The organism is Megalodesulfovibrio gigas DSM 1382 = ATCC 19364, from assembly GCF_000468495.1.
Lineage (GTDB): Bacteria > Desulfobacterota > Desulfovibrionia > Desulfovibrionales > Desulfovibrionaceae > Megalodesulfovibrio > Megalodesulfovibrio gigas.
The window spans coordinates 2,897,420-2,920,384 of record NC_022444.1; the positions used below are offsets into that span (position 1 = coordinate 2,897,420).

General features: G+C 63.9%; 21 protein-coding genes. 17 read left to right on the forward strand and 4 right to left on the reverse strand.

Going from position 1 to position 22,965, the window contains the following annotated elements; all coding sequences use genetic code 11:
* Window positions 1-172: 172 nt before the first annotated feature.
* Window positions 173-2,203, reverse strand: a complete 2,031-nt coding sequence (locus DGI_RS12665; protein ID WP_021761497.1) for a methyl-accepting chemotaxis protein — start codon at window positions 2,201-2,203, stop codon at window positions 173-175.
* A 156-nt stretch (window positions 2,204-2,359) separates the two neighbouring features.
* Window positions 2,360-3,106, reverse strand: a complete 747-nt coding sequence (gene mtnP, locus DGI_RS12670) for an S-methyl-5'-thioadenosine phosphorylase (protein WP_021761498.1) — start codon at window positions 3,104-3,106, stop codon at window positions 2,360-2,362.
* 184 nt (window positions 3,107-3,290) lie between these two features.
* Between mtnP and DGI_RS12675 the strand changes: the two genes are divergently transcribed.
* The gene (locus tag DGI_RS12675; RefSeq protein WP_021761500.1) at window positions 3,291-3,563 is read left to right on the forward strand and encodes a hypothetical protein; all 273 of its coding nucleotides are present in this window, start codon (window positions 3,291-3,293) and stop codon (window positions 3,561-3,563) included.
* A gap of 66 nt (window positions 3,564-3,629) precedes the next feature.
* On the opposite strand, the gene DGI_RS12680 is transcribed toward DGI_RS12675, so the two are convergent.
* On the reverse strand, window positions 3,630-4,148 hold the full coding sequence (locus DGI_RS12680) for an adenine phosphoribosyltransferase (RefSeq protein ID WP_021761502.1): 519 nt from the start codon (window positions 4,146-4,148) through the stop codon (window positions 3,630-3,632).
* Window positions 4,149-4,306: 158 nt separating this feature from the next.
* On the opposite strand from DGI_RS12680, the gene DGI_RS12685 reads away from it, so the two are divergent.
* The 15 genes from DGI_RS12685 (at window position 4,307) to dapA (ending at window position 20,767) form a co-directional block, all read left to right on the forward strand.
* Window positions 4,307-5,644 carry an amidohydrolase family protein gene (locus DGI_RS12685; protein ID WP_021761504.1) on the forward strand — a complete coding sequence of 446 codons (1,338 nt, stop codon included), beginning with the start codon at window positions 4,307-4,309 and terminating at the stop codon, window positions 5,642-5,644.
* Window positions 5,641-7,002: an amidohydrolase gene (locus DGI_RS12690; protein WP_051286313.1), complete on the forward strand. Its 1,362-nt coding sequence runs from the start codon at window positions 5,641-5,643 to the stop codon at window positions 7,000-7,002. The genes DGI_RS12685 and DGI_RS12690 overlap by 4 nt, the downstream gene beginning before the upstream one ends.
* A 65-nt stretch (window positions 7,003-7,067) precedes the next feature.
* Window positions 7,068-7,349 carry a PxxKW family cysteine-rich protein gene (locus tag DGI_RS12695; protein ID WP_021761506.1) on the forward strand — a complete coding sequence of 94 codons (282 nt, stop codon included), beginning with the start codon at window positions 7,068-7,070 and terminating at the stop codon, window positions 7,347-7,349.
* Between the two features lie 30 nt (window positions 7,350-7,379).
* Window positions 7,380-8,609 carry a M20 family metallo-hydrolase gene (locus DGI_RS12700; RefSeq protein WP_021761507.1) on the forward strand — a complete coding sequence of 410 codons (1,230 nt, stop codon included), beginning with the start codon at window positions 7,380-7,382 and terminating at the stop codon, window positions 8,607-8,609.
* 23 nt (window positions 8,610-8,632) lie between these two features.
* Window positions 8,633-10,549 (forward strand): tRNA uridine-5-carboxymethylaminomethyl(34) synthesis enzyme MnmG, encoded by a 1,917-nt coding sequence (gene mnmG / locus DGI_RS12705; RefSeq protein WP_021761508.1) that lies wholly within the window; start codon window positions 8,633-8,635, stop codon window positions 10,547-10,549.
* A 115-nt stretch (window positions 10,550-10,664) separates the two neighbouring features.
* Window positions 10,665-11,729: a PilZ domain-containing protein gene (locus DGI_RS12710; RefSeq protein ID WP_027192902.1), complete on the forward strand. Its 1,065-nt coding sequence runs from the start codon at window positions 10,665-10,667 to the stop codon at window positions 11,727-11,729.
* 246 nt (window positions 11,730-11,975) lie between these two features.
* The gene (locus tag DGI_RS12715) at window positions 11,976-12,863 is read left to right on the forward strand and encodes a hemolysin family protein (protein WP_021761510.1); all 888 of its coding nucleotides are present in this window, start codon (window positions 11,976-11,978) and stop codon (window positions 12,861-12,863) included.
* A gap of 19 nt (window positions 12,864-12,882) precedes the next feature.
* Window positions 12,883-14,442, forward strand: a complete 1,560-nt coding sequence (gene lnt, locus DGI_RS12720; protein WP_021761511.1) for an apolipoprotein N-acyltransferase — start codon at window positions 12,883-12,885, stop codon at window positions 14,440-14,442.
* Between the two features lie 45 nt (window positions 14,443-14,487).
* A protein-coding gene (prfB, locus tag DGI_RS12725; protein ID WP_193787663.1) for a peptide chain release factor 2 occupies window positions 14,488-15,604 on the forward strand; the annotation gives its coding sequence in 2 pieces (ribosomal slippage) (window positions 14,488-14,562 and window positions 14,564-15,604; 1,116 coding nt in all).
* Window positions 15,585-16,511: a GGDEF domain-containing protein gene (locus tag DGI_RS12730; protein WP_051286317.1), complete on the forward strand. Its 927-nt coding sequence runs from the start codon at window positions 15,585-15,587 to the stop codon at window positions 16,509-16,511. Before prfB ends, DGI_RS12730 begins: the two co-directional genes overlap by 20 nt.
* Window positions 16,508-17,380, forward strand: a complete 873-nt coding sequence (locus tag DGI_RS12735) for a MinD/ParA family protein (protein WP_021761514.1) — start codon at window positions 16,508-16,510, stop codon at window positions 17,378-17,380. The genes DGI_RS12730 and DGI_RS12735 overlap by 4 nt, the downstream gene beginning before the upstream one ends.
* A gap of 102 nt (window positions 17,381-17,482) precedes the next feature.
* Window positions 17,483-17,758: an HU family DNA-binding protein gene (locus DGI_RS12740; RefSeq protein ID WP_021761515.1), complete on the forward strand. Its 276-nt coding sequence runs from the start codon at window positions 17,483-17,485 to the stop codon at window positions 17,756-17,758.
* A gap of 11 nt (window positions 17,759-17,769) precedes the next feature.
* Entirely contained in the window at window positions 17,770-18,726 is a 957-nt protein-coding gene (locus DGI_RS17405) for a UshA-like (seleno)protein family 2 (RefSeq protein WP_420705172.1), read from the forward strand.
* Between the two features lie 13 nt (window positions 18,727-18,739).
* Window positions 18,740-19,594, forward strand: a complete 855-nt coding sequence (gene dapF, locus DGI_RS12750) for a diaminopimelate epimerase (RefSeq protein ID WP_021761518.1) — start codon at window positions 18,740-18,742, stop codon at window positions 19,592-19,594.
* 294 nt (window positions 19,595-19,888) lie between these two features.
* Entirely contained in the window at window positions 19,889-20,767 is an 879-nt protein-coding gene (gene dapA, locus DGI_RS12755; protein WP_021761519.1) for a 4-hydroxy-tetrahydrodipicolinate synthase, read from the forward strand.
* A gap of 48 nt (window positions 20,768-20,815) precedes the next feature.
* Here the strand turns inward: dapA and DGI_RS12760 are convergent, their stop codons facing one another.
* Window positions 20,816-21,403 carry an HD domain-containing protein gene (locus DGI_RS12760; RefSeq protein ID WP_081696756.1) on the reverse strand — a complete coding sequence of 196 codons (588 nt, stop codon included), beginning with the start codon at window positions 21,401-21,403 and terminating at the stop codon, window positions 20,816-20,818.
* A 344-nt stretch (window positions 21,404-21,747) separates the two neighbouring features.
* On the opposite strand from DGI_RS12760, the gene qmoC reads away from it, so the two are divergent.
* A complete protein-coding gene (qmoC, locus tag DGI_RS12765) occupies window positions 21,748-22,956 on the forward strand; it encodes a quinone-interacting membrane-bound oxidoreductase complex subunit QmoC (RefSeq protein WP_021761521.1) in 1,209 nt (402 codons plus the stop codon).
* Window positions 22,957-22,965 lie beyond the last annotated feature (9 nt).

Sequence of the window (22,965 nt, forward strand, 5' to 3'; positions counted from 1 at the left end):
ATTTCCCTGTCAATACGAGTCTGAAAAAATACAATCTTGTAAAATGACAAAGTCCGTAATTTCACTATGTTAAAAAATTGACATGACAATTTTGTCACCACAAAAAAAATCGCCGCCATGGCAGTCGGGGTACCATGGCGGCGAAGCGAGACGTCTCGCTATCACGATTTCATTATGGAGCCTTCATCTGCTCCACTACCGTGTCCAGGTTTTTGGCCTGGGCAGCCAGATTACGGACGCTGTCTGCGGCGCGTCCCATGGCCTTGGCCGATTCATCGGAGATTTGGTTCACCTCTTCGATGGCCCGGCGGATCTGCTCGCTGGCGGCGCCCTGTTCCTGGGCTGCGGCGGCAATGGCCTGAGCCTGGCCGCTGCTTTCCGTCACCTGTTCCACGATCTGCTGCAACACCTGCCCGGACTGCCCGGCCAGGGAGGCCGCGCTTTGCACCCGGCCGGAGGCCAGTTGCATGGCAGCCAGGGCCTTGCGGGTGGCGTCCTGAATGGCGGTGATGCTGCCGCCCACCTCGCGCGTGGCGGTCATGGTCTTTTCCGCCAGCTTGCGCACCTCATCGGCCACCACGGCAAACCCCCGGCCGGCATCCCCGGCCCGGGCCGCCTCAATGGCAGCGTTCAGGGCCAGCAGGTTGGTCTGGTCCGCAATGTCCTGGATGACGGTGATGATCTGCCCGATGCCGTCTGCCAGCTTGCCCAGGGAAGACAACTGCTCGCCCACGTCTTTTGCCGACTCGTCCACCCCGAGGATGGCCTTGCTGGATTCCGCGACCACCCCCTGCCCCTGGCGGGCAGCGTCGGTGGCGTTGTGCGCCAGGCGGGAGGCATCCGAGGCGTTGCGGGCCACCTCCACCACCGTGGCGTTCATCTGTTCCATGGCGGTGGCGGTTTCCTGGATGCGTTCCTTCTGAATGGACGTGCCGCGGGCAATCTGCTCCACCATGGACGCCAACTCGTCAGCAGCGGTGCTCACGGAGGCCACCACACCTTCGATGCGGCGGGCAGCATCCAGCACGCCATCTCGGGCGGCCTCGGCGGCGCGGATATTGGCTTCGTCGGCCTCCAGCATGGCCTTGCGGGCGCGTTCCGCCTCTCTGGCGGCCTCGGCGTGCATGGCCTGGGCCTCCTGGATGCGCTCCTTGAGGGCGGTCACCATGCTCCGCAGGGAGTCGGCCAGCACGCCGACCTCGTCCCTGCTGCGCACATCCAGCGTCAGCTCCAGGTTGCCCTGGGCCACGGCCACGGCATAGGCTGTGGATTTGACGATGGGCTTGCGCAGGGAATAGGCCATGCCCAACCCCAACCCCAGCACCGCCACACCAGCGATAACCCCGACAATGAAGAGCCGGTTGCGCAGGGCATCCTGCGCCGCGGCAATGGAGGTGCGCGGCATGCCCAGGAAGAACATGCCGCTGGGCTTGCCGACGGCATCCAGCAGAGGCAGGTACACCGTGGCATAATCCTGCCCGAGGATGACGTTGTTGGCCTTGAAGGGCTGCTGCCGGTCCAGCACGGTCCTGAGCACTTCGGGATTGTCCATCTTCGTGCCGACGGCCCGCTTGCCGTCGCGCATGATGGTGGTGGCCACGCGGGTGTCGCCGGCAAAGATGGTGGCCTCGGACAAAAAGAGGTCCTTGATGCTATCCACCAGTTTTTCGTTGCCGGAGAGTTCAAACCCGCACGTCACCACGCCAATGACCTTGCCATTCTGCAACACCGGCGCCGCGGCGCGCATGGAATAGCCCGAGGCGCTGCCAGCTTCGAAGCCCGATGTGGCCTTGCCGCGCAGGGCATTGCCCACAATGGCCTGGCTGGCGATGCTGTCACCGGTGCGCTCGGCATGCCCTCGCGCCAGCACGCGGCCGCTGACGTCGGTGATGGCCATCACATGCATGTCCATGGCCTTCATGGTCCGCACAGCCATCTCCCGGGCCGTGGCCGCATCACCCCCGGCAATGGCCCTGACCATTTCCGTATCCGTGGCCAGGCTTTTGGCAATGTTGATGCATTTGTCCTGGATGCTTTGCAGGTAGAAGGTGCCGAAGTGCGACTTGCGCTCCACATCCTTGGCATAGTCCTGCTCCAGTTGCTCGGTCATGATGCGTACCGAGGCGATCTCGATAACGAGCACCAGGACCACCACCAGAATCACCACCAGCCCGCCGAGTTTCTGCATCAACGTCAGGCGCATGACTCACCCCCTCGGCTCAAGGACCAAATACGCACAACACGTAGAAGTCCAGGGAGAACCCTCACTCGTTTCCTCACAGCAACCCCGCTTGTTACAAAATACACATGAATAAGCACTCATGCCGCTGCAACCCTGGGGCGTACTGTAACGAGCATGTCACAAACCTGCAATCACATCCTGCAGCACCCCTGTGACTTTTTCCACATTTTGCTTGAATGTGTGCAGGATTTCATCCCAGGTGACAGGCGGTTCATCTGTCTTCCAGCAATCATAATCCGTGCTCATGGCCACCGCCGCATAGGGGATTCCCGCTTCAGCCGCGAGAATGCATTCCGGCGCGGTGCTCATATTGATCACATCGGCGCCCCACATGCGAAACATGTTTGATTCCGCGCGAGTAGAAAACCGAGGCCCTTCGATGGTCACCACGGTGCCCGCAGAATGATGCGGATAATTATTTTTTTCACATGATTTGATCAGCCGATCACGCAACGCTGCATCAAATGGTTCTGCCATTGGCGTATGCGCCGGGCTATGCGGTTCAAACTTTTCGTAGAAGGAAACAGGGCGGCGGCGCGTGAAATCGATGAACTGATCCAGCACCACCAGATCGCCCCGCTTGATTTCCTGGCGCAGGGATCCCACGGCCGTGGTAGCCAGGATGGCCGTGCAGCCCAGCTCCTTGAGGGCGTGGATTTTGGCCCGGAAGTTGACGAACGTGGGCGGGGTGATGTGGTCGCGGCCATGGCGGGCCACCAGGAACACCTGCGTGCCGGCGATGGTGCCGCTTTTGACCGGTGAGGTGGGAGAGCCGTATGGCGTGGAGACAAAAAGATCTTTCGGGTTGTCCAGAATGTCCGGATTGTCCAGGCCGCTGCCGCCGATGATGCCGATGACTGGCATGGTCGTGCCCCTGCAATGTTCATGGGTTGAATGAAAAAGGTGCCTGGAGCCTGCCCAAGGCGGCAGCCAGCGTCAAGCAGGAACTGTGCACGGCAGGCCACTGCAGCTTGACGCCGCCGTGGCGTGCTGATACCGCAGCAGGCTGCCAGCGCGGGCCATGTTCCGGCGGAGGTGTTTGTGGTGTATGATCAGCGTGTTTGACGTGTACTTTGCGTACACGGCCTGCGTGGGCTGCCTGGACTTCCTGGCCCGGCTGTATCTGTATCAGCGGGCTGGCCTCTCCTTTCGGCTGCTGCCCAGTGTTCGGGTTTCCTACTGGCGCGACGTGCCCGTCCGCGTGACGGCCCTGCCATGCGACCGCCCCGCCGACGTGGTGGCCGCGCACCAGCTCTGCCTGTTTCTGGAGACGCTGCTGGCGCCGCTGTTCGTCATGGCCCTCATTGCCGCCAATATGTAGTCCGCAACAAAAACGCCCGGCTGCGAAAACAACCGGGCGTACAGGGCGCATGCGCGAGTCTTGCTGTTACAGGCTCAGCAAGGCATCGTAGCTGATGCCGATGGACTGCATCTTCCCGGGACCGTCCAGGAAGGACAGTTCCACCAGAAAGCCCATGCCGACCACCTCGGCCCTGGCTTCCCGGGCCAGCTGCACCAGTCCGCCGGCCGTGCCGCCGGTGGCGAGCAGATCATCGATGAGCAGCACTTTCTCCCCGGGGGCGATGGCATCCTCGTGCATGGAGAGGGTATCTGTGCCATATTCCAGTTCGTAGCTAACACTGCGGGTTTTATACGGAAGTTTTCCAGGCTTGCGCACTGGCACGAAACCGATGCCCATGGTATAGGCCAGGGGCGCGCCAAAGATGAAGCCGCGGGCCTCTGCGGCCATGATCTTGGTGGCGCCAACGCTGCGAAAGCGGTCGGCCATGGTATCTATGGTGTGGCGGAAGGCCTTGGGATCCGCCATGAGCGGCGTGATGTCGAAGAACAGGATGCCCTGTTTGGGGAAATCCGGAATGTCGCGGATGTAGTCGCGCAGATTCATGTCGCCGCCTCCAGTAGAGGATTGATGGTGCGAATCCGCGATGCAGTTCGGCCCTGTATGCTGCACTCGCGTCGCTTCTGTACTGAAACCGGCCCGACTTGTCAAAACGCCGCGGGTGGCGTAGGAATCCTGCCGTTCATCATCTGTTTGAGGGTTGCATGCATCATTCTCCTCGCCATTGTGATCTCCTTCTTTTTGCTGGACATCTTGTCACCCAGAACACCACCCGCACCGTGCATGCCGATGCCGGCATCGCCGTGCAGGATGGCCGCGTGGCTGCCCTGGGCGCACGGCACGAGCTGGAACAGGACTGGATTGCCGGACGCCGTCTGGATTTCCCCGAAGGCGTGATCTTTCCCGGATTCATCAACGGCCACACCCACGCCGCCATGAGCTGGTTTCGCGGCCTGGCCGACGATCTGCCCCTCATGGACTGGCTGCAGCGGCACATCTTCCCCGCAGAGCAGCGCCACACGCCGCGCACTGTGGAGCTGGGCGCGCTGCTCTCCTGCGCCGAGATGCTGGCTGCCGGCATCACCTGTTTTGCAGACATGCACTTCTGGGCCGACGCCGTGGCCCGGGCCGCCCACACGGCGGGCATGCGGGCCATGGTGGGCGAGGTGATTTTCGGATTCCCCACCCCGGCCTCCCCCACGGTGAAGGCCGCCCTGGAGCGATCCCACGCCTTGCGGGAACAGTTGCAGCACGACGAACGCCGCCGCATTTGCGTGGCCCCGCACAGCGTGTACACCACCACCGCCGCCATGCTCACCCACGCCGCCGCCCTGAGCGATCTGTGGAAATGCCCCCTCTGCATCCATGCCGCCGAATCCCCGGCCGAGACTGCCCAGAGCCTCTCCCAGCACGGCCGCCGGCCCCTGGAGCATCTGGACGCCCTGGGCCTGCTGGGACCGCGCACCGTCCTGGCCCACGGCGTGGATCTGCTGCCTCGGGAAATCGAGCTGTTGGCCGCGCGCGGCGCGGCCGTCATCCACAATCCGCGCAGCAACATGAAGCTCGCCTCCGGCGTGGCGCCTGTGCCGGAGCTGCTGGCCGCCGGCGTGCCCGTGGGCCTGGGCACGGACGGGTCTGGCAGCAACAATCAATTGAACCTGTTTGCCGAAATGAGCGCCTGCGCCCTGCTGCACAAGGGCACGCGCAAGCAGGCGGACACCCTGCCCGCCCAGACCGTGCTGGACATGGCCACCTGCAACGCCGCCGATGCCCTGCGCTGGCCCGAGCTGGGCAGGCTGGTGGTGGACGGGCCGGCAGACCTGGCCGTGGTGGACGGCTCCCTGCCCCACCTGCAGCCCATGGCCGATCCCATCTCCCACGCCGTGTACAGCATGCACGGCGGTGAGGTGACGCTGACCATGGTGGCCGGCGAAATCCTGTACGAAAACAACCGCCACACCCGCATCGACCTGGACGCCCTGCGCCGGGAGATGCAAGACTGCCGGTTCGCCGCCGACGCCCGGCCCGGAGCCGCCGCATGAACGCCGTCAATTCCTCCGCCGCCTGGCCCCTGCACATGCCCTGTGACATGGTGGTAGAAGCCGGTCTGCTGGCAACCCAGGACGACCGACGCCGCGTGCTCGCCAATCAGGCCCTGATCATCCACGGCGGCCTCATCCAGAAAATCCTGCCCCTGGAAGACGCTGCCGAGTTGCGCTGCGCCAGACGGCTGAATCTGCGGCACTGCGTCGTCCTGCCGGGGCTCGTCAACGCGCACACCCACTCCCCCATGACGCTCTTTCGCGGCCTGGGGGATGACATGCCCCTCATGGAGTGGCTGACCAAACGCATCTGGCCCCTGGAAGCAGGCCTCACCAACGAGCTGGTCCACCTTGGCTCCCAGCTGGCTTGCTGCGAAATGGCCGCCCTGGGCACCACCTGCTTTCAGGACATGTATATTTTTCAGGAAGCCACAGCCGAGGCGGTGGAGGCCTTCGGCCTCAAGGCCGTGCTGGCAGAAGGCATCCTCAACGTCCCCACCCGCAGCTACCAGACGCCCGAGGAAGCCTACGCGCGCATCGCCAATCTGCTGGCCGACTACGCCGGGCACCCACGCATCCGGTTTGCCGTGGCCCCGCATACCGTCTACACCACCTCGGAAGCCATCCTGCGCCGCTCCTTCCAACTGGCCGAGGCCTATGACCTGCCCTGGTGCATCCATTGCACCGAGGACGATGCCGAGCTGGAACACAGCCAGGCCATGTACGGCATGCGGCCCGTGGCGTTGCTGGACCGCCTGGGCTGCCTCTCCCCGCGCAGCGTGCTGGTGCACGGCGTGGTGCTGGCCGAGGCGGAACTGCACACCCTGGCCCGTGCCGGCGCCTCCCTGGTGCACTGCCCGCGCTCCAACGCCAAGCTGGCCTCGGGCCTGGCGCCCATCGCCGCCTGTCTGGAAGCCGGCGTGCGCGTGGCCCTGGGCACGGACGGCCCCGCCAGCTCAAATTCATTGAACATGTTCCAGGAGATGGGCACGGCCGCCCTGATGGCCAAGGTACGCGAGGGCGATTCCACCGCCCTGCCGGCCCAGGCCGCGCTGGACATGGCCACCGTGCATGCCGCCCGGGCCCTGGGCTGGCAGGACCTGGGACGACTGGCCGAAGGCGGCCCGGCGGATCTGACTGCCGTTTCCCTGGACCTGCCTCGCCATACCCCGTGCACCAATGTCGTCTCCCACCTGGTGTACGCCTGCCAGGGCGCAGGCGTGGAGCTGACCATGGTGGACGGGCACACCGTGTACGAGCGCGGCTGCTTCCCCACCGTGGATTACGACGGCCTGCGCCGGGAACTGCGCGACGCCCTGGGCTGGGCGCGCTCGCGTCTGGACAGTATTTCTGCTTGACATTTCCCCTGTTCTGGACCATGTATCCTTTTTTTTGAGATTTAAGCTTCTCCAAGGAGATCCCCATGGCTGCTGCCACCACCGCCCTGTCCAACGCCATCAAAACCGATGAAGGCGTGTTCCTGAACGGCGTGCTCATGGAGCCCATCATCGACAAATGCGAAGGCTGCGAGCGTTCCAAAGCCGTCGAGGGCGTGAGCATCTGCATCAGCTACCCGCTGCCTGCCTCCAAGTGGCGTCTTGGCGCGTGCAACTTTGCCACGCACGTCAAGGCCACCGTGGACAAGAGCGGCAAGGTCAAGATCAACCCCCTCAAGGCCTCCAAGCGCGCCGCCCGCGGCCGGTAGTTCGCACCATCGGGGAGCGCCTGCATGTCCATGCTTCAAGAATTGTTGTCCCGGCTGGAAGGCTACGGCCCGGCCGTGGTCTCGTTGCAGCAGTCGCTGGTCGCCATTCCGGCTCTCGGGCCGGACAATGGCGGCCAGGGCGAGTTGGACAAGGCGCTCTTTCTGACGGACTACCTCAGGCACCTGGGCTTTGCCGAGGTGCTGCGCGTGGACGCGCCGGATGCCCGCGTGGCCTCCGGACTGCGGCCCAATCTGGTGGCCATGCTGCCCGGCCAGCGTACGGACAAGACCTTCTGGGTCATCTCCCACACGGACGTGGTCCCCGCCGGCGATCTTTCCCTCTGGAAGACTGATCCCTTCACCCTGCATGTGGACGGCGATGTGATGACCGGCCGCGGCGTGGAGGATAATCATCAGGGCATCGTCTCCTCCCTCATGCTCGCCAAGGCGCTGCTGGACAGCAAGGTCACCCCTCCGGTGAACTTCGGCATCATCCTGGTGGCGGACGAGGAGACGGGCAGCCAGTACGGCCTGGAATACGTGCTCAAGACCCGGCCGGACCTCTTCCACCCCGAGGACCTCTTCCTGGCGCCGGACTTTGGCAATGCCGAGTCCACCATGCTGGAAGTGGCGGAAAAGTGCATCCTCTGGCTCAAGCTCACCGTGGTGGGCAGGCAGTGCCACGCCTCCACGCCGCATCAGGGCCGCAACACCCTGGTGGCCTGCGCGGACCTGATCATGCGCCTGCAGGAACTGCGCACACAGTTTCCAGATGAAGATCCGCTGTTCAATCCGGCCCACTCCACGTTCGAGCCCACCCGCAAGGAAGAGAACGTCCCCAATGTGAACACCGTGCCCGGGTACGACGTGTTCTATCTGGACTGCCGGGTGCTGCCCTCGTATCCGCCGGAAGAGGTGCTCGCCAGCATCCGGGCCATGGCCGACGTGGTGGAGCAGACCCGCGAGGTGCAGATCTCCATCGACATCGTGCAGCGCACCGACGCCGCCCCGCCCACCAGCCCGGACAGCGAAATCGTCGTCCGCCTCACGGAAGGCATCCGCGCCGTGTACGGCACCCAGGCTGTGCCCACGGGCATCGGCGGCGGCACCGTGGCCTCGTTTTTGCGCCGTCGCGGGTATCCGTGCGCCGTGTGGTCCACCTGCGTGCACAATGCGCATCAGCCCAACGAGTCTTCCTGCATCTCCTCCCAGCTGGGAGATGCCAAGGTCATGGCCCACGTCCTGACCCACACCGCCTGATCCCCTGCCGGGGTCTCCTCCCCATGGTCGTTTCATTGCGCGCGTTCCCTCCCCGGTTCGACGTCATCGTCGTCGGTGCAGGCCATGCCGGCTGCGAGGCAGCCATGGCCGCGGCCCGACTGGGGCTGGACACCCTGCTGCTGACGAGCAACCTCGACCGCATCGGGCATCTGTCGTGCAATCCGGCCATCGGCGGCCTGGCCAAGGGGCACATGGTCAAGGAAATCGATGCCCTGGGCGGCATGATGGGCCACTGGGCCGACGCTGCAGGCATCCAGTTCCGCATCCTGAATACCAGCAAGGGCCCGGCCGTGCGGGCCACCCGGGCCCAGATAGACCGCGAGGCCTACATGCGCGCGGTCAAGCGGTCCATCTTTCAGCAGGATCGGCTGTGGACCGTGCAGGACATGGCCGAAGGGCTGTTGATGGAGGCCGGCCGCATTGCCGGCGTGCGCACGGCGTATGGCCAGACGTTTGCGTCCCGGGCCGTGCTGCTGACCACCGGCACCTTTCTGCAGGGCACCATCCACGTGGGGTTGACCAATTTTCCCGGCGGCCGGCTGGGGGATGCCCCGGCAGCGGGACTTTCCGCCTGCCTGCGCGGCCTGGGCCTGGAGCTGGGCCGGCTCAAGACCGGCACCACCCCCCGCCTGCTCAAGGATTCCTGCGACTTCAGCAAAATGGAGCCCCAGCCGGGGGATGATCCGCCGCAGCCGTTCAGCTTCATGTCCGCCGGCGTGCCCCTGCCCCAGGTCCCCTGTTACATGACCTGGACCAACGAGGCCACCCACGCCGCCATCCGGGAAGGCTTCGACCGCTCGCCCATGTTCACCGGCGTCATCCAGGGCCGGGGGGCGCGCTACTGCCCGTCCATCGAAGACAAGGTGGCCCGCTTTCCGGACAAGGGTCGCCATCAGATTTTCGTGGAGCCCGAGGGCCTGGAGTCCCCGGAAGTCTACCCCAACGGCATCCCCACCAGCCTGCCCCTGGACGTGCAGCAGAAGCTGCTCGCCACGGTGCCGGGCCTGGAGCGGGCCGTGATCATGCGGCCGGGCTACGCCATCGAGTACGATTTCGTCTTTCCCACCCAGTGCCGGCCCACACTGGAGGTCAAGGCCGTGCCCGGCCTGTGGACCGCCGGGCAGCTCAACGGCACCTCCGGCTATGAGGAAGCCGCGGCCCAGGGTCTGTGGGCGGCGTTGAACATCGCCTGCAGCCTCGCCGGCCGGCCGGCCTTTCTCCCCGGGCGCGATCAGGCCTACATGGCCGTGCTGGTGGACGATCTGACCACCCAGGGCACCACCGAGCCCTACCGCATGTTCACTTCCCGGGCCGAGCACCGCCTGCTGCTGCGGGAGGCCAACGCCGACGCCCGGCTCACGCCCCTGGGCCGGGATCTGGGGCTGGTGGACGATGCGCGCTGGGCGGCATTTTCCAAAAAATCCGCCATGGTCCAGGAGCTGCTGGAGGGACTGGCCGGGGTGCAGGTGCGGCCGGACGCCGCCACCCGCGACGTGCTCCGGACCATGGGCGCGCACGTGCCGGCCAAGGCCGTCTCCCTGGCCGAGCTGGTGCGCCAGCCCGACCTGCATCTGGCGGATTGCGCCCCGTTGTGGCCCCACATTGCAGACTGCCTGCGCCAGCAGCCAGACGCCGTGCAGGAGGCGGAAACCATCTGCAAGTACGAAGGCTATCTCAAACGCCAAGCCCAGCTGGCGGCCCAGTCCAAAGGCATGGAACACACCGTGCTGCCGGCGGATCTGGTCTACCACGGCATCCCCGGCCTTTCCCGCGAGGTGACGGAAAAACTCGCCGCGGCCCGGCCGCACACCCTGGGTCAGGCGGCGCGCATCTCCGGCGTCACGCCCGCGGCCATCGCCTGTCTGGAAGTGCACCTGAAAAAACTGGAACGCGCCGGCGGCGGAGGTGAAAATTTGTAAGGGCAGTCCCCTTGCATGGTGAGTTGCAACAGGGCAGAATCAACCGACTCATGCACCGGCAGCGCCGCCCGCTTCCATGGGCCGCCACGCCATGTTGACCCCCACTGGAACATCCATGCTCAGGCCCCTTGCTGCCAGTTTTGACCGCAACTTCCTGGAGACCGTGCAGAATTCCTTCTTCACGAGTCTGGACCGCTTCATCGAGGCGCTGCCGTTTTTCCTGGGAGTGCTCGGCGTAGTGGCCATCCTGGCGGTGGGTGTGGGACTGTTCAACTTCATCCGCCGCCGGCTGCGTGGTCGGGCGGCTCCAGTGGGACTGATCATCAGGCCCCAGGAAATCCGGACCGTGCTGGACCGGGCCATCCAGGAGCGCAGCCGGCTGGATCTGAGATTTCTGCCGGCGGATTCCTCCCGCAAAACCATGCCCTGCGCCTTGCTGGACATGACTGCCACCGCCCTGACCCTGGATCCGCCCTCCTTCGTGGAGGTGCGGCCGGACTGGATGGGCCGGCAGGTGGAGTGCTTTTTCCGCCACCTCACGCCCAAGGGGCATATCCTGTTTTATACGTTTGAATCCACCGTGCTGGGCGTGAACAGCCGCGGCAACCGCACGGCCCAGCTGGATCTGGCCCTGCCTGCCGTCATGCGGCTGGAGCAGAAGCGGTCTTTCCTGCGCATCGATCCACCAAGTCAGTACTTTCTCGGGCTGGCCCTCTGGCTGGACAGCCTGGATGCCGGCGTTTTTCCACCGCCCAACATCAAGACCTGGGGCCGCCCGGCGCTGGTGTTCGCGCCGGACAAGTCCCGCAGCCCGGTGATGATTTCCAACATTTCCGCCTCCGGCCTGCGCCTGTCCATCCGGCACGAGGCTGCCCGGCAGGCCCGCCTGGCGCCGCAGCTTGGCGGCAGGATGCTGATCCTGCTGGATTTGTATGAGCCGGAAACCGAGCGCAAAAAGCGGTTCTGGCTGCGCTGCCGCCTGCAGAACATCCACGAGGACTTCAGCACCCGCGACCTGGAAATCGGCCTGCAAATCATCGCCTTCGGCCGGCCCATGCTGGATGAAGTCCCCTACGAGCTCGCCTGGCATGCCGTGGGCGAAGACGGCGTGGAAAGCCTGGCCGTCTGGGTCATGCGCCGACACCTGGAACTGTACCGGGAAAAAGGATTGGAGCAATAGTCCGGGATTTTCGCCAACAAGGTGTTGCCTTGCGTGCATTCTGCCTCTATGTATGCAGCAGAAGCACACGCCGACCGAACCCCATGCCCCAGGGCATGATTGCGCTACCCCCATGCCGCATGCATCCCGTTTTGACCAGCCTCGCACGCCGTGCCTTGCCGATCTCCCCCCACCGCGTTGGGCCGGTGGGAGCCCGGGTGCTTTCACGCGTTCGCAGCTGGTCCCACCCCAACCAGGAGCTTGAAGTTGGACGAGGAGAGCGGGCTTTGGCCCTTTCTGAGCCGCCTGTTCGGCGCCAAGAACGGGCACACCATCGAGAAACGCATCGAAGAGGCTGCCCAGGAAGGCGAACTGAAAGCCGACGAAATGGTCATGTTGCTCAACGTGCTGCGGCTCGGCCGCAAGCAGGTGTTCGACATCATGATCCCGCGCACAGACATCGTCTGCGCCGAGATCGACGACACCCTGAGTGAAGTGATGCAGAAAATCGTCGCCTCGGGGCATTCCCGCATCCCCATTTACAAGGAGAACCGGGACAACATCGTAGGCATCCTCTATGCCAAGGACCTGCTCAAGGTGCTGTCCGACGAGGCCGACGGGCTCTGTGCCGAACCGCCTCCAACACTCCAGGAATTCATGCGCGAACCCTTTTTCGTGCCGGAAACCAAGAACGTCAAGGAACTCATCCAGGAATTCCGCTCCCGCAAAGTGCATCTGGCCATTGCCCTGGACGAGTACGCCGGCACCTCCGGTCTGGTCACGCTGGAAGATCTGCTGGAAGAGATCGTCGGCGAGATTGAGGACGAATACGACGCCCCGCGCCCGGAAGACGTACAGCCCCTGGGCGACCGACGCTATCTGGTGTCCGGCCGCACCATGCTGGAAGACCTGGCCCGGGATGCCGGCCTGGAGCTGGAGTCCGAACAGGTGGAAACCGTGGGCGGCTACCTGAGCGAGCTTGCCGGCCGCGTGCCCCGGCAAGGCGAGGTGTTTCACGTGCAAGGATGGCGATTTGAAGTGAAGGAAGCCGATGCCAAACAGGTGCGCACCACCATACTTTCCCCGGACGATGGCGCCGCCGCCATCCTGTCCCTCCCCAGGCTTGCCGACTCCCCACGACAGCGCAACGATTAACCGGTCTGCACCCTGATCCATGATTTATCACACCTTGCTGGTCATCCTGGGGAGCTTTTTCGGCTTCGCCAACCCTTTTTGGCAACTCCCCGCCCTCGCGCTGCTGGTGCCCGGCGGCCTGTATCTGCTGGGCCTGAGCGCGCAGTCCCCGGGACAGGCCATGCGCCGGGGCTGGGTGGCCGGCGGGCTCGGCGCGTCGGCATCCCTGTACTGGGTGGCTGTGCCGGTGCACGATTTCGCCTATATCCCCTGGGCCCTGGCTGCGCCGTGCGCCGTGTTGCTGGGCATGACGCTCGGCTTTTTCAGCGGGGTGTTCTCCATGGCCTGCCGGCATGTGGCGCGCCGGCTGCCGCTGCTGCCTGCGGCGCTGTTCGCGGGCACGGTCTGGGGCCTGCTGGAGGCAGCCAAGGGATACGCCCTGACGGGCTTCCCCTGGCTGGTGTTGCCGGCGGCCTTTGCGCCATGGCCGCTGCTCATCCAGGGACTTTCCACCGTGGGCAGCTGGGGTCTGGCCGGCGTGCTGGCCATGGCTGCGGCCAGTTGGGCGCACGGGCGCTGGATCAAGCATGCGCTGGGAGCCTCGGCCCTGCCGGGGGCCCTGCTGGGCCTGCTGCTGATGGCCGGATTGTTCCTGCACGGCGTGGCCGTGCTGCAGGAACCGCAAACCAGCGATGGCACGGCCATTGTGGCAGTGGTGCAAGGCAATGTGGACCAGAGCGTCAAATGGAACGAGGCCTACCAGCAAGAGACCATCGACCGCTACGTGTCCCTGTCCCGGTCCCTGGCCACCCAGCATGCCTCCGCCCCACCCAAGGTGATCCTGTGGCCGGAAACCTCCATGCCGTTCTACTTCCAGGAACCCGGGGAACCGTCCCAGCAGGTTCGGTCCCTGGCGGCGGATCTGGGTGTGCCCGTGCTGCTGGGCGCGCCAGGGTATGACCGCGACCCGCAGTCCAGCCAGTACCGCTTTTACAACCGCGCCTATCTCCTGGGCAAGGACGGAGCCATCCAGTCCTATTATGAAAAAGAACATCTGGTGCCCTTTGGGGAATATATTCCCTTTGGAAAGCACTTCAGCTTTTTGAAGAAGCTGGTGGAAGGCCCGGGCGATTTCGCCCCCGGCCAGCTGGTGGCCCCGTTGCAACTGGGGCACCTCTCCATGGGGGTGCTCATCTGCTACGAAACCATCTTCCCCGAGCTGGCGCAAAAGCGTGTGGCCGAAGGCGCCAACGTGCTGGTGAACCTGTCCAACGACGCCTGGTTCGGCAAGACCGCCGCCCCCACCCAGCACCTGCACCTGGCGGTGTTGCGCGCCGTGGAGCAACGGCGCAGTGTGGTGCGCGCCACGAATACGGGCATCAGCGCCGTCATCATGCCCACGGGTGTGGTCCGCAGTCCCACGCGGCTGTTCGAGACCGCCGTCTTCGCCATGGAGACGGATCTCATGACCTCGCATACCCGGTACCATGTCTGGCATTATGTCATCTTGCCGGGCATGGCCGTATTGAGTATTGTCTGCTACCTGTGGTCGCGCATCGCTCCCAGCCGGGTCCCGTCCAAGACGCCCCGCTACAGCTGATGCCCGCGGCCGTTTTTCCACCCTCACCCCACATCGAAAGACGCCATGTTGCAATTGTCCGATTTGAAGATCCAGGCTGCGCCCTTGCAGACTCAGTTCGACTCCCTCTGGAGGCGTCTTTGACCTGGAGGCAGCCAAGGCCCGCCTGCAGACCATCGAAGACGAACTCGCCAGACCGGACGCCTGGAACACTCCCGAGCTCATGACGCCGCTGCTGCAGGAAAAGCGGCAAAAAGGCGAGCAGGCGGCCCGCTGGGAAGCCCTCCAGACAGCCCGGGCCGAGCTGGACCAGTGGCTGGAATTTGCTGCGGCCGAAGAAACACAGGACGTGCTGGAACAGCTGGCCGCCCAGCTGGACGTGCTGGCCACCACACTGCAGGAAGTGGAAATGGATCTCCTGCTGTCCAATCCTGTGGACAAGTGCGATGTCATTCTGGAAATCCACTCCGGCGCCGGTGGCACCGAGGCCCAGGACTGGGCGGAAATGCTGCTGCGCATGTATCGCCGCTGGGCAGAGCGCCACGATATGCAGGTGAGTCTGCTGGACTATCAGGAAGGTGAAGAAGCCGGCCTCAAGGGCGCCACCCTGGAACTCAAGGGCACCAACGCCTACGGCCTGCTCAAGGGCGAGACGGGCATCCATCGCCTCATCCGCATTTCCCCCTTCGACAGTTCCGGCAGGCGGCACACCTCTTTTGCCTCGGTGTCTGTCTATCCTGACGTGAACGACGAGATCGTCATCGATCTGAAGGAAGAAGACCTGCGCATCGACGTGTTCCGCGCCTCGGGCCCCGGCGGGCAGAGCGTGAACACCACCAGCTCTGCCGTGCGGGTAACACACCTGCCCACCAATATGGTGGTGCAGTGCCAGAACGAAAAATCGCAGCTGCGCAACAAGGAGGCGGCCATCAAAGTGCTGAAAGCCCGTCTCTACGAACGCGAACTCAAGCGCCGCGAAGAAGAGAAGCGGAACGAATACGCCAGCAAGGATGCCATCGGCTTTGGCAGCCAAATCCGTACCTACACCTTGCAGCCGTACCGTCTGGTGAAAGATCACCGCTCCAATTGCGAAATGGGGGATGTGGAAGCCGTGCTGGATGGCCGGCTTGATCCCATGCTTCGTGACTACCTGCTGTGGACACATGAACGCGCCCTCGCCTGATCATCCCCTGCACCATGCCACCCTGGCCGGCGAGCTGCACACGCTGGCCAGGATGCTGCAGGCCCAGGGCATGCCGGAGCACGAAACCGACGGCGAGGGGCTGGTCATCGCCCGGCTGGTGCCTTCCCTGACCCTGGACGACTGGAAAACCATGCTCGAACGTCCCGAGCTGGCCGGCCTGAAAGACTGGATCGCCCTGCCCCTGGCCGGGGATACGCTGCCGTTTCTGCATCACCTGCAGTCCCGGCTGGAGGAACTGGCCTGGCAGACGGAGCATGATCCCCTCACCGGCCTGCACAACCGTCGGGCCTTCGACCGCATCCTCTCCCAGGAACTCAACCGCGCCCAGCGCCAGCATTCCCGGCTGGCCCTGGCCATCATCGATCTGGACAACTTCAAACGCGTCAACGACACATACGGGCATCCCTGCGGCGACATGGCCCTGCAGACCCTGGCCCGGGTGCTCACTGCCGGCAAACGCGGCTACGATGTGGCCGCCCGCACCGGCGGGGAGGAATTCTCCCTCATCCTGCCCGGCGCCGGCATGCGGCGTGCCAGGGCCATGGTGCAACGGCTGCTGGAGACGTTTTCCGAACAAGACATCCACTGCAGCCCCGAAGGGCAGGATCTCCCGCCTTTCCGCTGCAGCTTTTCCGCAGGGCTGGCCATCACCCGCGGCGCCAGTCGGGTGCGCCCGACCGAGTTCATCTCCCTGGCGGATCAGGCCCTGTACAGGGCCAAACATGCGGGCAAGGCCTGCGTGGAAGCCTGCCTGACCATGGATGAGGAGACCATGGTGCGCTCTACCCTGGTACAGTCCAACGAAAAGCGCTTCCTGCTCTCCAATGCCAGCGGCAAAGGCATGCTCGACGACGACGATGGCCTCTTTTTCCCGGAGGACGCATGACGCTCCCCAACAAAACCCTCTCCATCGCCATCCTTTCCGGCAAGGGCGGCGTGGGCAAGACCAACATCGCCCTGAATCTTTCCTATTGTCTGTTCAAGGCCGGCCATCCCCTGTTGCTCATGGACTGCGACATCGGCCTGGCCAATCTGGATGTGCTCCTGGGCATTGCCCCGGAAAAAACCATCCAGGATCTGGTGGACGAAGACATGCCCCTGCAGGAAATCGTCCTGCCCCTGGCACGCGGCTTCGACCTGCTGCCCGCCGCCTCAGGGGTGCCCGAACTCCTGGAACTGGACGACGACGCCCGGGACCACCTCTTCGAACGCCTGCGGCCGCTGTTCTCCCGGTACGATTTCGCCTTCATGGACCTCGGCGCCGGCATCTCCCCCACGGTGCTTTCCTTCGCCGCCATGAGCCACGTGCGCGTGGTGGTGGTGACGCCGGAACCCACCTCGCTGACAGACAGCTACGCCCTCATCAAGGTCCTGGCCACCCAGCACGGCCTGCGTGAGTTTCATGTGGTGGTGAACATGGCCGAATCCCCCGCCGAAGAACGGGAGGCCTTCCACCGACTCAACGCCACGTGCGAACGGTTCCTCGGCTTTTCGGTGACGTATCTCGGCGGCATCGCCCTGGACAAGCACGTGCCCGACGCCGTGCGCAAGCAGTCGCCCCTGATGAAGCTCTCCCCCACGTCCGATGCAGCGCGGGACATCATGGCCGTGGCCGTCAAACTGGCCAAACTGCGCGAGGCCCGGCTGCCCGAGCTGGCACAGGAACAAGCCCTGCGCCCCCTGACGCAGCCGCATAAAAATATCCACAAAACGTCCCCGGATGCCACAGGGCTTGGCATCCAGGAAAACGAATAGGAATTCCTTGACGATAGAGGTAAAATACTCCATAGTTCCTGCGTCAATTATTTTGCACACCAGCGTTCGGGGGGACGCGCCACCCTGCCATGGAGCCCAGCGATGAACAAGAGCGAGCTTATCCGTAAAGTATCCGAAGAAAACAACATCCCTCTTGAGGAAGCTACCGTGGTGGTGGGCACCTTCATCGACTCCATCAAAGATTCCCTCAGCGAAGGCGATCGCGTGGAAATCCGGGGATTCGGCAGCTTCAAGATCAAAACCTACGGCGGCTACACCGGGCGCAACCCCAAAACCGGTGAAATGGTGACCGTGGACCCCAAAATCCTGCCGTTCTTCCGGGCCGGCAAGGAACTCAAGGAATTCCTCAACAAGTAGCAGGTCGTTCCATGCCTACTCCCTTGCGGACCGCAGCCGCCTTGGCCGTATGCCTGGCGCTGGCGTTCTGTCTGTTTGCGCCGGCGCGCGCAGCGTCCGAAATCAAAGAACATCCCGCATCGGCGGCCGGCAAGGCCCCGGTGCTGACCATTTTTTTCACCGCGGACACCAAGGGGTACTTTGATCCCTGCCCCACCTGAGCAGGCCACCGAATCGGCGGGATGGCCCGGCGGGCCACCATCATACACCACGCGAAGCAGCAGCTTCCCGCTTCCTCTCCCACCCTGACCCTGGGGGGAGCGCAGGAATTTTTTGACAAGCGGGACCTGGAAATCCGCCCCAAGGAGCACTACGTACCGGCCTTTTTCCGGGCGTACGAGCTGCTGGGGTACACACGCGTCTTCGTCACCCCGGAGGAGGCGGACTGGCTGCGCCGCAACGTGGCTCCCGGCCAGCCGCGCGAGCTGCCCCACCTGTTCCGGGAGCTCTCCCCCCGCTCCTGCCTCACGGAACTGCATGCCGTGGCCGGCAAGAAGGTGGCGGTGGTCCACTTTCCCCTCATCGACCATCAGTCCACCCCCTCGGAGCAGATGCAGGATGCCGTGCGTCGGGAAATCGCCGCCCAGAAAGCCCAGTGCGATCTGGTCATCGGCATGAGCCACTGGGGACGCCAGCAGGAGTTCACCCTGCTTTCCAACGGCGTGCCCGGTCTGGATATCCTCCTGGGGGCCGGCGCGGGCACCCCTGGCCCGGATCTCATCGCCAACAACGGCAAGACCCTGTGGGCGCGCTCCAACGTCAAGGGGTACACCGTCACCATTATCCAGCTCCTGGCCTGGCCCGGCGCGCAGGACCGCTGGCGGCTGGAAGAGAACATCCGGGCCGCCGCACCCGTGCTGGAAGAGCACGTGGCGGACGATCCCACCATCAAGGCCTTGTTCCATCCGCAATCCACCCCCGCTTCATAAGGATGCACCCGTCATGCCTGGCGCCACCCGTCTCCTCGAATTTCACAAGCTCCATGGCTGCGGCAATGATTTCATCTTCATCGATAACCGCACCCTGCAACTCCCGCAGGAACACATGGCGCGCTGGGCCACCATCCTGTGCCAGCGTGCCTTCAGCATCGGGGCGGATGGCCTGATCTTTCTGGAATCCCCTGCCCCGGACCCAGGCTGCGACTACCGCTGGCACTTCTTCAATGCCGACGGCTCCCGCGCCGAGATGTGCGGCAATGCCTCCCGCTGCGCCGCCACCCTGGCCGTGCGGCTGGATCTGGCCGGCCCGGCGCATCGCTTCCTCACCGACGCCGGCCCCATCCTGGCCCAGGTGCTGGAGGAAACCCCCGCCGGCGCACGCGTGAAAGTCCAGCTCACCCCGCCCCATGATCTCTGGCTTGGGGAATCCCTGGCCCTGAACGGCGTTCCCCATACGGTCAACCACGTCAACACCGGGGTGCCCCATGCGGTGGTCATCGTGGACGACGTGTGGAGCGTGGACGTCAGGACCCTGGGCCGGGCCCTGCGCCAGCACGAACGTTTTGCGCCCAAGGGCACCAACGCCAACTTCATTCAGATTGTGGACAACAAATCCATCCTTTTGCGCACCTATGAGCGCGGCGTGGAAGACGAAACCTACGCCTGCGGCACCGGCGCGGCAGCCAGCGCTCTGGTGGCCCAGCAACTGGGCTTTGCCGATGCCGAGGTGCACGTCACCACCACTGGCAAGGAAGTGCTGACCATCACCAGCGACGGCGGACAGGTGTTTCTCACCGGCGCGGCAGCGTATGTCTTTGCCGGCACGCTGGATGCGGCAGCCCTGGGCCTGCCCCGTTAGGGCATTTTAATTTTGAAAAAGGACATTGCGAGAGGGGAAACCTTTTNTTCCAAAACTGTGATAGTGACTTTGAATCACAATAAAAAGTCTTTGGAAAGGGGGCCGGCTATTGAAGGAGGGAAAAACCTTTCTTCAGAAAGATCTTTCCCCGCGAACTCCTTTCAAAGATAACTTGTTCTAGAAAGGATTTCCCCTCCAGGAACCCCTTGCAAAAGCGTCCCGTGCGATGCTAGGCATTGATTTTATATTTTATCTTGATACCGTCTGCAGTCCCCGGCGGCAGGAGGCATGACCATGCAGATTCGCGGCGCCCTCACGGCTCTCGTCACTCCCTTCAAGAACGGCCAGGTGGACGAAGAGGCATACCGTCGCCTCATCGAATGGCAGATCGAACAGGGCATCAACGGCCTTGTTCCCTGCGGCACCACCGGCGAATCCGCCACGCTCTCCCACGAAGAGCACCGTAACGTCATCTCCATTTGCGTGGATCAGGTCAAAGGCCGCGTGCCGGTCATCGCCGGCGCGGGCTCCAACAACACCAAGGAAGCCATCGAGCTTACCCGCCACGCCAAGGAAACCGGCGCCGACGCCGCCCTGCTCATCACGCCCTATTACAACAAACCCACGCAGGAAGGCCTGGTGGCGCACTTCAAGGCCATTGCCGCCGAAGTGTCCATGCCGTTCATCGTTTACAACGTGCCCGGCCGCACCAGCGTGAATCTGCTGCCCAAAACCGTGGCGCGCATGTTCCGCGAGATTCCCGAGGTCAAGGGCATCAAGGAAGCCACGGGCGACCTGAAGCAGGTGAGCGAGGTGATGGAATTCTGCGGGCCGGAATTCATCCTGCTTTCCGGGGACGACTTCACCGTGCTGCCCCTGCTGGCCGTGGGCGGTGTGGGCGTCATCAGCGTGGTGTCCAACATCTGCCCCTCGCAGATGGCCCGGATGTGCACGGCCTTCCAAAGCTGCGACTTTGGCGAAGCCCGCAAGCTCCACTACTTCCTCAACCCGCTGAACCGGGCCATGTTCATCGAAACCAATCCCGTGCCCGCCAAGACCGCCCTGACCAAGATGGGCAAGATCAACTTCGAGGTTCGCCTGCCCATGGTGCCCCTGTCGCCAGAGCACGAACGCGAACTCGACGCCGCCCTGAAAAACGCCGGGCTGGTGTAGCGCCTCCACCCAACCAGGCGGGGGAGCGCGACTCTCCCGCCTGGTTGTTCAAAATGCCTGTTCCCCCGGCTGCCGCTCGTTCTCCCGGCGGGCAGCCCTGAAGGCCTCGGCCAACCCCAGGATGCGCGCGGTGGTGGCGGCATCCTTGCCCAGATCCGGAAAGCGGTGCAGCAGGCCTTCCAGGGTCGCCAGGGCCTCAGCCGCACTGGCCGCCTTGCCGGCCTCCACCACGTCCATGAGCTTGTCCGCCAGCACCACCAGACGTTGTTCCAGTGTTTCAGGACGATAGTCCCCTGGCGGCAAGCCGTACCGCGCGGCTTCTTCCGCAGGCACGCCGCCGCGCACATGCACTTCCATGGTCCGGCAGACGTCCTCTTCCAGGCCCAGCGCCCGACCGAGGCGCGCCCCGACCACGCCATGCAGCACGCCGCCATCCTCGACCTTGCCCAGATCGTGAAACACTGCGCCACGCCGCACACGTTCACGGTCCACGGCCACGTCCTCGCCCAGCTGGTCCACCAGCCACAACGCCGTGGCGGTCACGCGCTCGCTGTGGGCAATCACTTTTTCGCCAAGCCCAGCCTGGCGCAGCATCTGCAATTCATCCAGAAGAATGGGGGATTGAGTCTCGTGCATGCGTTCCTCCGCGTTGGAGTGTCCAATGCCCCCCCATAGCATGCGCCAGCCGTCAGGCAAACCCCCTCCTGTGCCGTGCCAGATGGATAATGGCATTGTGTTAATTTTCACGATCCAGCGGTTGAACGGAATTTTCGCCACCGGCAAATCCGGCCGTCCTGGTCGTGACGTTCGGCAACATGCCGCCCGGCCGACGCATTGCCCACGAATACCGGACCGGAACAACGGCGTGGAAAAGGCTTGGCTTTTTCGAGGAGTCCTGGTACGCAGATTTCGTTCAGGATTTTTTTCACAAGCCGCTGCCATTTCGACCAGCCTGGCACGCACCATAAGGAGATCGCGACATGCCGCAGACACAGCGCATCGCGCCGAACCTCGAATTCATCAAAAACCTGCAGGCCGCGGGTGGCGACACCGTCAAACGCTGCTACCAGTGCGCCACATGCAGCGTGGCGTGCCCGATTTCGCCGCAGGACGGGCCGTTTCCGCGCAAGGAAATGGTCTGGGCGCAATGGGGCCTCAAGGACAAGCTGCTTTCTGACATCGATTTGTGGCTGTGCCACCGCTGCGGCAACTGTTCCGATTTGTGTCCTCGCGGCGCCAAGCCCGGGGATGTGCTGGCTGCGGCCCGCACCATGGTGTATCGTGAGCTGGTGGGCCCCAAGATCGTGGGCGAGTGGATGAGTTCCCCCAAGCATCTGCCCAAGCTCATCGCCATTCCGGCCCTGCTCTTCGCCTTCATCTGGATGATCATGACCGGGTTCGGCATTCCTGAAGGCAAGATCGTCTACGGCAAGCTCTTCCCCGGGGACTACACTATCGACCCCATCTTCACGCTGGCCTTCGCGTTCGTGGCGTACACCTTCTACAAGGGCGTGCGCAAACTTTTTGCAGAGTTCGACAAAGGCCCCAAGACGGTCTTCATCGGCCCCCACCAGAAAGTCGGCTGGCTGCAGGCGGCCAAGGAAGTGGTGCTGGAAGAACTGGTGACCCACAACAAGTGGAAAGAGTGCGGCGATGCCCCTGCCGATCAGGCCCGCTTCAAAGGCCACTTCTACACCTTCTTTGCGTTCATCGCCCTGGCCATCGTCACGAGTGTCATTGCCGTTTCGCACTGGGGGCCGGTGTTCCTGCCCTTCCTGCACTTCCTGGAGCCCATGGGCCACACGCCCCTGCCGCTGTACAACCCCGTGAAGCTGCTGGCCAACGTGGGCGCGGTGATGCTCGTCATCGGCATGGTGGCCCTGACCAAGCGCCGCCTGAATCTGGACAAGGCCAAGAGCGCCTCCAGCTATTCCGATTGGTTCCTGCTCGGCGTCATCTGGGCGGTCACGGTCACGGGCATCGGCAGCCAGCTGCTGCGCTGGGTCAACTGGGCCTCGCTGGCGTACTTTGTGTACTACCTGCACCTGATTGCCGTGTTCATGCTCATTGCGTACCTGCCTTGGTCCAAGCTGGGGCATCTGGTCTATCGCACTGCCGCTCTGGTCTACACCCGCGTCGCCGGCCGGCTGCCCATGCCTGCTGTGGCGGACAGGACCTTCCACGTGTAAGTATTTGAT

Bases quoted from the DNA above. Each gene is read 5' to 3' on its own strand.
- DGI_RS12665 (WP_021761497.1), bottom strand. From the start codon at position 2,203: ATGCGCCTGACGTTGATGCAGAAACTCGGCGGGCTGGTGGTGATTCTG.
- mtnP (WP_021761498.1), bottom strand. From the start codon at position 3,106: ATGCCAGTCATCGGCATCATCGGCGGCAGCGGCCTGGACAATCCGGAC.
- DGI_RS12675 (WP_021761500.1), top strand. From the start codon at position 3,291: ATGATCAGCGTGTTTGACGTGTACTTTGCGTACACGGCCTGCGTGGGC.
- DGI_RS12680 (WP_021761502.1), bottom strand. From the start codon at position 4,148: ATGAATCTGCGCGACTACATCCGCGACATTCCGGATTTCCCCAAACAG.
- DGI_RS12685 (WP_021761504.1), top strand. From the start codon at position 4,307: ATGCATCATTCTCCTCGCCATTGTGATCTCCTTCTTTTTGCTGGACAT.
- DGI_RS12690 (WP_051286313.1), top strand. From the start codon at position 5,641: ATGAACGCCGTCAATTCCTCCGCCGCCTGGCCCCTGCACATGCCCTGT.
- DGI_RS12695 (WP_021761506.1), top strand. From the start codon at position 7,068: ATGGCTGCTGCCACCACCGCCCTGTCCAACGCCATCAAAACCGATGAA.
- DGI_RS12700 (WP_021761507.1), top strand. From the start codon at position 7,380: ATGCTTCAAGAATTGTTGTCCCGGCTGGAAGGCTACGGCCCGGCCGTG.
- mnmG (WP_021761508.1), top strand. From the start codon at position 8,633: ATGGTCGTTTCATTGCGCGCGTTCCCTCCCCGGTTCGACGTCATCGTC.
- DGI_RS12710 (WP_027192902.1), top strand. From the start codon at position 10,665: ATGCTCAGGCCCCTTGCTGCCAGTTTTGACCGCAACTTCCTGGAGACC.
- lnt (WP_021761511.1), top strand. From the start codon at position 12,883: ATGATTTATCACACCTTGCTGGTCATCCTGGGGAGCTTTTTCGGCTTC.
- DGI_RS12730 (WP_051286317.1), top strand. From the start codon at position 15,585: ATGAACGCGCCCTCGCCTGATCATCCCCTGCACCATGCCACCCTGGCC.
- DGI_RS12735 (WP_021761514.1), top strand. From the start codon at position 16,508: ATGACGCTCCCCAACAAAACCCTCTCCATCGCCATCCTTTCCGGCAAG.
- DGI_RS12740 (WP_021761515.1), top strand. From the start codon at position 17,483: ATGAACAAGAGCGAGCTTATCCGTAAAGTATCCGAAGAAAACAACATC.
- dapF (WP_021761518.1), top strand. From the start codon at position 18,740: ATGCCTGGCGCCACCCGTCTCCTCGAATTTCACAAGCTCCATGGCTGC.
- dapA (WP_021761519.1), top strand. From the start codon at position 19,889: ATGCAGATTCGCGGCGCCCTCACGGCTCTCGTCACTCCCTTCAAGAAC.
- DGI_RS12760 (WP_081696756.1), bottom strand. From the start codon at position 21,403: ATGCACGAGACTCAATCCCCCATTCTTCTGGATGAATTGCAGATGCTG.
- qmoC (WP_021761521.1), top strand. From the start codon at position 21,748: ATGCCGCAGACACAGCGCATCGCGCCGAACCTCGAATTCATCAAAAAC.